General features: G+C 43.2%; 8 protein-coding genes. 5 read left to right on the top strand and 3 right to left on the bottom strand.

Annotated features, from left to right (window positions below):
- From NWQ57_RS21245 to NWQ57_RS21260, 4 genes are all read left to right on the top strand, one after another.
- On the top strand, positions 1–454 hold a 454-nt coding region (locus NWQ57_RS21245), incomplete at its 5' end, for a S9 family peptidase (RefSeq protein ID WP_306024194.1).
- A 9-nt stretch (positions 455–463) separates the two neighbouring features.
- Positions 464–1,384 (top strand): VOC family protein, encoded by a 921-nt coding sequence (locus NWQ57_RS21250; protein ID WP_306024195.1) that lies wholly within the window; start codon positions 464–466, stop codon positions 1,382–1,384.
- Positions 1,385–1,391: 7 nt separating this feature from the next.
- Positions 1,392–1,754: a Rieske 2Fe-2S domain-containing protein gene (locus NWQ57_RS21255; protein WP_306024196.1), complete on the top strand. Its 363-nt coding sequence runs from the start codon at positions 1,392–1,394 to the stop codon at positions 1,752–1,754.
- Positions 1,751–2,881: an FAD-dependent oxidoreductase gene (locus tag NWQ57_RS21260; RefSeq protein WP_306024197.1), complete on the top strand. Its 1,131-nt coding sequence runs from the start codon at positions 1,751–1,753 to the stop codon at positions 2,879–2,881. The genes NWQ57_RS21255 and NWQ57_RS21260 overlap by 4 nt, the downstream gene beginning before the upstream one ends.
- Positions 2,882–3,196: 315 nt before the next feature.
- Here the strand turns inward: NWQ57_RS21260 and NWQ57_RS21265 are convergent, their stop codons facing one another.
- Both NWQ57_RS21265 and NWQ57_RS21270 read right to left on the bottom strand, forming a co-directional pair.
- A complete protein-coding gene (locus tag NWQ57_RS21265; RefSeq protein ID WP_236129890.1) occupies positions 3,197–3,907 on the bottom strand; it encodes a siderophore-interacting protein in 711 nt (236 codons plus the stop codon).
- Positions 3,908–3,984: 77 nt separating this feature from the next.
- Positions 3,985–4,662: a glutathione S-transferase family protein gene (locus NWQ57_RS21270; RefSeq protein WP_306024198.1), complete on the bottom strand. Its 678-nt coding sequence runs from the start codon at positions 4,660–4,662 to the stop codon at positions 3,985–3,987.
- 377 nt (positions 4,663–5,039) lie between these two features.
- Here NWQ57_RS21270 and NWQ57_RS21275 point away from each other — a divergent pair, with 377 nt between their 5' ends.
- The gene (locus NWQ57_RS21275) at positions 5,040–6,407 is read left to right on the top strand and encodes an MFS transporter (protein ID WP_306024199.1); all 1,368 of its coding nucleotides are present in this window, start codon (positions 5,040–5,042) and stop codon (positions 6,405–6,407) included.
- A gap of 24 nt (positions 6,408–6,431) precedes the next feature.
- On the opposite strand, the gene NWQ57_RS21280 is transcribed toward NWQ57_RS21275, so the two are convergent.
- Positions 6,432–7,305 (bottom strand): PDR/VanB family oxidoreductase (locus NWQ57_RS21280; protein WP_306024200.1); only part of this gene is annotated, 874 nt, incomplete at its 5' end.

A 7,305-nucleotide genomic window follows, 5' to 3' on the forward strand; every position in this document is an offset into this window, starting at 1 on the left:
GTATTACTGTCCTCGCGCTGTCGCCAATGAACCACGCCTCGCTTTAGGCTGTGTGTGGGGGGCCAACCACGATTGGCGCGATGTACAAAAACGTCGTTTAGAAAAAGAAGGTGACTTTCCTGTGCCGCATTATTGGACTCATGTGCAATGGGTATGGGGAGCTAAAGATATGGATGACTTTATGCGCATTGCTGAAAACGTGCATTTAGATGGTCAAATTGAAAAAATCAAAGTGCCTTTTTTAGTTACTCATGGTGCTAAAGATTCTCAAATCCCGCTGAAGTGGGCAGAGAGAACCTATGAGCAATTAATTAACAGTCCGAAGCGTGAATTGAAGATATTTACTGAACGTGAAGGTGGGGTACAACATTCGAGCTTTGATAATAGCGCCAATGCAGGGACATATATCGCCGATTGGGTAGCTGAAACCTTTAACGAATTAAAAGCAAAATAGGATCTTACAATGAATATTATTGGACCCGATAAACTGATTTGGGGTGTTGAAGATTTAGCTGCCGCGAAACAATTTGCAGTTGATTACGGCTTAACACCACAAAATGAACACTATTACAGTGCCCTGGATGGAACAGGTATTGAAATACGTGCAAAAGATGACAAATCGTTACCCGCTGGGTTAACAACGGGGTCAATGCTTCGCAAAACCGTTTATGGTGTGAAGGATCAAGCTACCCTAGACGCCATTAAAGCTGAGTTTACCGACCGCGAAGTGAAGGTACTGGCAGACGGTAGCCTTGAACTTGTTGACGACATGGGCTTTGTTTTAGGTTTTCAAATTACCATCAGAACGACGAACACGGAAAAAGCTGAACGGGTTAATGCCCCCGGTGATGTTAACCGAGAAATTAATCAACCGGGCGTGACGAAAACCGATGTACCTAGGGTTCAGTCCTTATCGCATGTTGTGTATTTCGTGCCAGATTCTGTTATAGCTGAAGCTTTTTTTGCAAACCGCTTGGGGTTTGTAACCACAGATAGATTTACTGGGGTAGGGCCATTTATGCGCCCAGCAGCTACTCAAGATCATCACACTATTTTCTTTATTCAAGCACCTGCTTTTATGCAGGGTTGTGAGCATTTTACTTTCCATATGGCAGGACCGACAGATGTGGTGCAAGCGGGAACCAATATGGTTAATAAAGGCTATCAAAGTTTCTGGGGGCCTGGACGTCATCTTTTTGGATCGAATTGGTTTTGGTACTTCAAAAGCCCATTTGGATGCAATATGGAATATGACGCTGATATGGATCAGCATGATGAATCCTGGCAAGGCAGAGAAGCTATGATAGGCCCGGATAACTCGCAAGCATTTTTACTGCAATATCGGGAAAAGTGGGCGCCAGGTCCAGGTGGTCCAAAGCCTTAAGCTTACGATGAATAAAATTTTGTTAGGTGTAATTGATGATTTCGCCGAAGAACAGGCAAAGGGTTTCGACTTGAATCATTCAGGGAGCGACACGTTTTTCATTGTGCGTTCCAAGAATAAACTTTTTGCTTATAAGGATAGCTGTCCTCACTACGGAGACACCACGCTGCCTTGGAAGCGTCATCATTATCTGAATAATGTTGCTGAGTATATTGTTTGTGCCGCTCACGGCGCGTTATTTCAAATTGAAAACGGTAAGTGTATTCAAGGTCCTTGTTTAGGACAAAAGCTCACTAAGGTGCCAATTGAGATTTCTGAACAAAACGAAATTTGGATTGACCAAACAATAATAAAGGAGTTCAACTTATGAACCCAAGCGTACATAAGGTATTGATTATAGGCGGTGGTTTCTCTGGAATGACCGCAGCTATTGAGTTTAGAAAACGAAATATTGATGTTCATCTAGTGGAAATCGATCCTAATTGGCGAACAGATGGTGCAGGGATAAGTATTGGCGGTGCCACGCTTAGAGCCTTTAAAACCATTGGTATCTTGGATGAATTTTTAAAAGTTGGACATGCTCATAGTGGGCTTGACTTGTTTGCTCCTCACGGCATTCACATTGCAAAATTACCAACACCTCTTATCGGCGATAAGGATATTCCTGCCTCTGGCGCTATTATGCGTCCGGCGTTAGCGAAGATTTTGGCTGAAAAAACTCGGGCCTCAGGTACTAAGGTCAAGCTAGGCTGCACTTACACGCAGATGATTAATTCAGCAACTGGGGTTGATGTTACTTTTACTGATGGTACGACGGACACCTATGATTTGGTTGTTGCTGCTGACGGTGTGTTTTCCAGTGTGCGTAAATCGCATTTTCCTGAAGCAGGTGAACCTCGTTATGTAGGGCAAGGGGTTTGGCGGGCGGTGTTACCTCGTTTACCGAATGTTGAAAATACTATGATGTGGGTTGGCCCGCATTTAAAAGTGGGTGTAAACCCCATGTCTAAAGATCAAATGTATTTATTTCTGACCGAAGATAAAAAAGAGCGGCAACAAGTCGATCCCGCGGATTATGTAGAAAAACTAAGAGCTTTAATGCTTACATTCTCAGCGCCAATGATTCAAGAGTTAGCGGCGATGCTGAATGAAGACTCGATGATTGATTTCCGCTCTTTAGGCAATTTATTAGTGCCAGCACCCTGGTATAAAAACCGTATTGTGATGATCGGTGATACGGTTGCAGCTACAACGCCGCACTTGGCATCAGGTGCTTGTATTGGCATTGAAAGTGCCATCGTTCTGGCAGAAGAGCTATGCAAAGACGTTAGTGTTGATGAGGGGCTAGCGGCATTTCAACAGCGACGTTGGGACCGATGTCGCATGGTGGTCGAAAACTCAGGTCGACTAGCGCAAATTGAAATTGAAGGCGGTGATAAAGCAGAGCACACCGCGATTATGCGTGAAAGTATGATGGCACTGGCACAGCCTATTTAATTAATGAATTAGGGCTTGTCGCCGTAACAGTTAATGTTCACCTTGGTAACGAGTGCTGTTACGCAAGGTGGCTTGTTCATGTTACAGCGTAAAACACTTTGTTACACAGTCAGTCATTTCAAACTAGTGAAACGTGTTCAAAAAGCGCTAGCTGAACACTCAGTATTACATTAAGTAATACTGAGTGTTGGAACCCATTAGTGGTTTTTAAGATCACAACTGTGAAAACTTATTAACTGACAATCGGCCGTTTCTAATTGAGCATAGCGACTTCACATTTCGCTATTAAAACAGCTAATACGTTTTATCTGCTGTCTATTCAGTATCATTACTTTTGGCAACTTTGTGCTCGTCTTCTGAATGGCCTTTTTGCCAATAACTAGAGGTATAAAAATATGCTTTGGGTAAGTCGTAACGCTCTTTTAAATATTTGCGTATTAGCTTCATACCGTTAAATTCACATGCCACCCATATTGACGTTAAACCACTGAACTGTGGTAATGCTTTAATGTGCGCGAGCAGTGGATTGTCTCTGTTTTGTGCCGCTTCCTCGTTGGCGATAACCCAGATTAATTTCATATTGGCGGGATGTTCAAGTGTTTGGATATCTGCCCTAGTGGTAACCTCAATAATCGCAAAACCTGTTGCGTTGAGTGGCAACATCGCTAAATTAACACTTATCGCCGGAAGTGCTGTCATATCGCCTGCGATAATAAAGTTATCTGCCGGCTGAGTGACCAAACGTTTAGGTCCAGGGCCACCCACCAGAATGCAATCACCAACTTGAGCATTCATCGCCCAAGACGACGCAGGTCCTTTGGCATCATGTAAAGCAAAATCAATATCGATTGAATGGGCAGTTTGATGCCGAATTGTGTAGGTTCGTAACAGCGGGCGTGAGCTGTTAGTTTGAGGAAAAACCAACTTTACATAGGCGCTTGCTTGCTCGGTAGGAAAATCAGCTAAGGCTGCTCCCCCCAAGGTAATACGCAGCATATTGGGTGTTACATACTGTGTATGCAACACGGTTAACTGTCTTGGTGCGGCTCGTGTGGTAATAATTATCTCCTTTGCAATATCGTAGTTCTGTTGAATATTGCGGTTTATCGAACAATAGGTTGTGGCTTAAATAATAAACCTTCACTTTCCAGTATCAAGCTTGCTGCATTATCGCGGGCAATAGCTCGTTTAACCGCTGGACGTTCCGCCATTCTCTCGGCGTGCTCGCAAAAGTGCTGATATTTTTCAACGGGGTAGCCAGCATCTTGTACTCGCCAAAAACACCAATGCAGATAAGCGTCAATGGCTGACCAGTTATCTGAATACCACCACTTCTGATCTGACAGGGTTTTATCAATCAATTGAAAAAACTCGTCCATGGCTTTGAAGGCCAGATCCTGAACGGTTTTGGCGTTATCTTCACCGGCAAAAAAGCTGGGCATTCTAATGCGCGTAACCAAAGGGTGTAAGGTCGAAGAGCAAAAACACAGGTCCGCCAGTTGTTTAGAAAAATCTAGGGGATTATTCGTGGGCGGCAAGAGTTTGCCATACAGCTGGTTTAAAAAAGTGATGATGGCAACATTTTCGGTTAATGCTTGACCATGATAGATGAGTACCGGCACTTTACCTTTGGGGTTCATCATTTTATAGGCGGGCGTTTTGTGCTCGCCCTGCATAAAACGGACAACCTGTGTCTCAAATTCGAGCTCTAATTCTTCTAGCACAATTGCGCTTACTCGAGCACAGCTGCCTGGTGATAGGTAAAGTGTAATATTGCTCATCGACTGATTCCATCATCGTTAGGGGCTTAATATACGTATGCTTCCTTAAGTTATGAATCATAACCAATGCAGCCCTTTAACACTATTCGACTATTTTTATAGTAGCTATCGGAATTGCCAATACTTGACATCATTTTATTCAAATTTGCGTAAATGCTTAGATCGCTTACCCTTACCTCATTCTGCATACTCTTTTTTCGGCCATAAAAAGCCAATCTGTTTGCATATAGCCATAAGAAATAGCGGTGTTTTCTTTCAGTAGCATGTTATTTTTATCTTCGTTATTGTGCGATATTTAAAGAGGGGCTGCACTTGGCGATGATTTGATCATCACGCTTTAAAGCGCTCAGTTTTCACTATTTTTTAAGAGATCTGTTTTGTTTAAACTTCCAGTTACGACGATTGCACTAATCATTGTTTGCTGCGGGGCCATTATTGGTCCTTTAGGCATGTCAGCGGTAAATATTGCTATTCCTAATCTTGCTGCAGATTTACAGGCCAGTGCTAGCATGGTTGGATGGCTGCCTACACTCTATTTACTAAGTAGTGTCGTTTTTATGCTGCCTTGCGGCAAAATGGCAGACAATTATGGTCGAAAACGCGTATATGCTTCTGGTCTAGGATTAAATGCGTTTTCGGCTCTGATGTGTGCAATAGGTTCTTCAATTGAATGGATCTTGTTCTGGCGGTTTGTGCAGGGTGCAGCAGGGGCTATGATTTTTGGTGTTGGAATTGCAATTATTACCTCTGTAACACCTGATAAGAAAAGAGGCATGGCCTTAGGTATTTCGGCCGCCTGTGTCTATATTGGTTTGAGTATCGCACCGGCAATAGGTGGCTGGTTAACCGAATTGTGGGGATGGCGGGCGGTGTTCTTCTCCCAGGTCCCTTTAGTGCTCTTACTTTTGTTAAGTATAAAATTATTTTTACATGGTGAGTGGAAAAGTGAGCTCAAAACCCGCTTTGATTGGTGGGGAACGGTGATTTTCTCACTTTTTTCAGTGTGCTTAGTCGTTGGTTTAAGCTACGTACCTAGCATGTTAGGTTTGTTGTTATTAATTCTCTCTGTTCTTTGTTTATTGCTGTTTGTAGTGCATCAAAGTCAAAGTAGGCAGCCTTTGATTCGGGTACAAATGTTCATTGAAAGTCGCATATTTAGTTTGTCGTTATCAACATCTTTTCTTATGTACGCCAGCAATTTTTCGTTAGCTTTTTTATTAAGTTTATACTTACAGTACATCAAAGGTCTCAGCCCGTTGCAAGCGGGGCAAGTGGTATTACTTCAAGCCGTTACCATGGCGATTGTTGCGCCATTTGCAGGACGACTCGCTGATAAAATACAGCCTCGGATGATAGCGACCAGCGGTTGTCTGGTTGTTGCTATGGGCTTTTTAGCGTTATCACAATTATCAGTCACCTCCAGTATTGCCTATATTAGTAGTGCATTATTGTTACTCGGAGTAGGTTTTGGGTTGTTTTCAACACCAAACAACAATGCCATTATGGGGGCTGTCAGCCGAAATGAACTAGGCGTGGCATCCTCGTCGATGAATCTGTCTCGAACTATTGGTAATTTGTTTGGCATGAGTTTAGTTAATTTGATGTTCCATCACTTTTTAGGTGATAGCACATTATCTCCTGATACTAATGACGCTCTAATGAGTACCATTTCGATGGCATTTAATATGTCTTTAAGTTTTGTAATCGTAGCAATGCTGGTTTCAAGCCTACGTGGCCGCGCCTAAGGTTTTTTAGCTTTGCCAGCGATGCTACAAGTCTAAGGTAAGAGAGTCTGTTTTCGCTCTGGAACAACAAAGCATAATCAGTTGACCACGTTGCTGCTCTTGAGCGGTTAAGAAGACATCTCTATGCTCAGGCTCACCAGCCAGTACCTTAGTTTGACAGGTGCCACAAACACCCGAGCCACAAGATATCGGCAAAAATATGCCATTTTTATCTAACACTTCGGCAATAGATTGCTCAGCACTTACGGCAAACTGCTGGCCGGTACTAGCGATCTTTACCGTGAAAGCATTATTCGTTAAAGCGTTATTGTCGACCGATGGGGCAGCAAAAAATTCCCGATGTAACGCCTCTTCACGCCAACCGAGTAAGCGAGCTTGTTCCAAAATGTCTGTAATAAATTCTGCAGGACCACAAACATATAAATCGGTGTCATCGATAGATTTTGCCAAGACCTGCTGTACATTCATTCGGCCCGACTCTGGACTTTGACTAAAGTGAAATACCATGTTTTCAGCAAAAGAACCTTGCTGTAGTGCCTTAGCGAATGCGGCTGTCTCTGGCGATTTTGCACAGTAGTGAAATGTAAAAGGGGTGCCTTGACGTTTTAAAACTTGAGCCATGGGCAGCAATGGGGTGACACCAATACCTCCGGCAATCAACAGGGTTTTCTTACTTGGGTTGACCAATGAAAAATGATTTTTAGGCTCACTTATCTCCACCCTGTCACCGATTGCTAATCGATGCATTTCCTTAGAGCCTCCTCGCGATTTTGGATCTTTCAGCACGGCGATTTCATAGTAACGTTGATCACTTTGTAGTCGACATAATGAGTACTGGCGAAGCAAACCACTTGGCAATTTAATATCCAAATGGGCTCCTGCGTCAAAAGGCGGCAAG

Source organism: Paraglaciecola sp. (genome assembly GCF_030730205.1).
Taxonomy (GTDB): Bacteria; Pseudomonadota; Gammaproteobacteria; order Enterobacterales; family Alteromonadaceae; genus Paraglaciecola.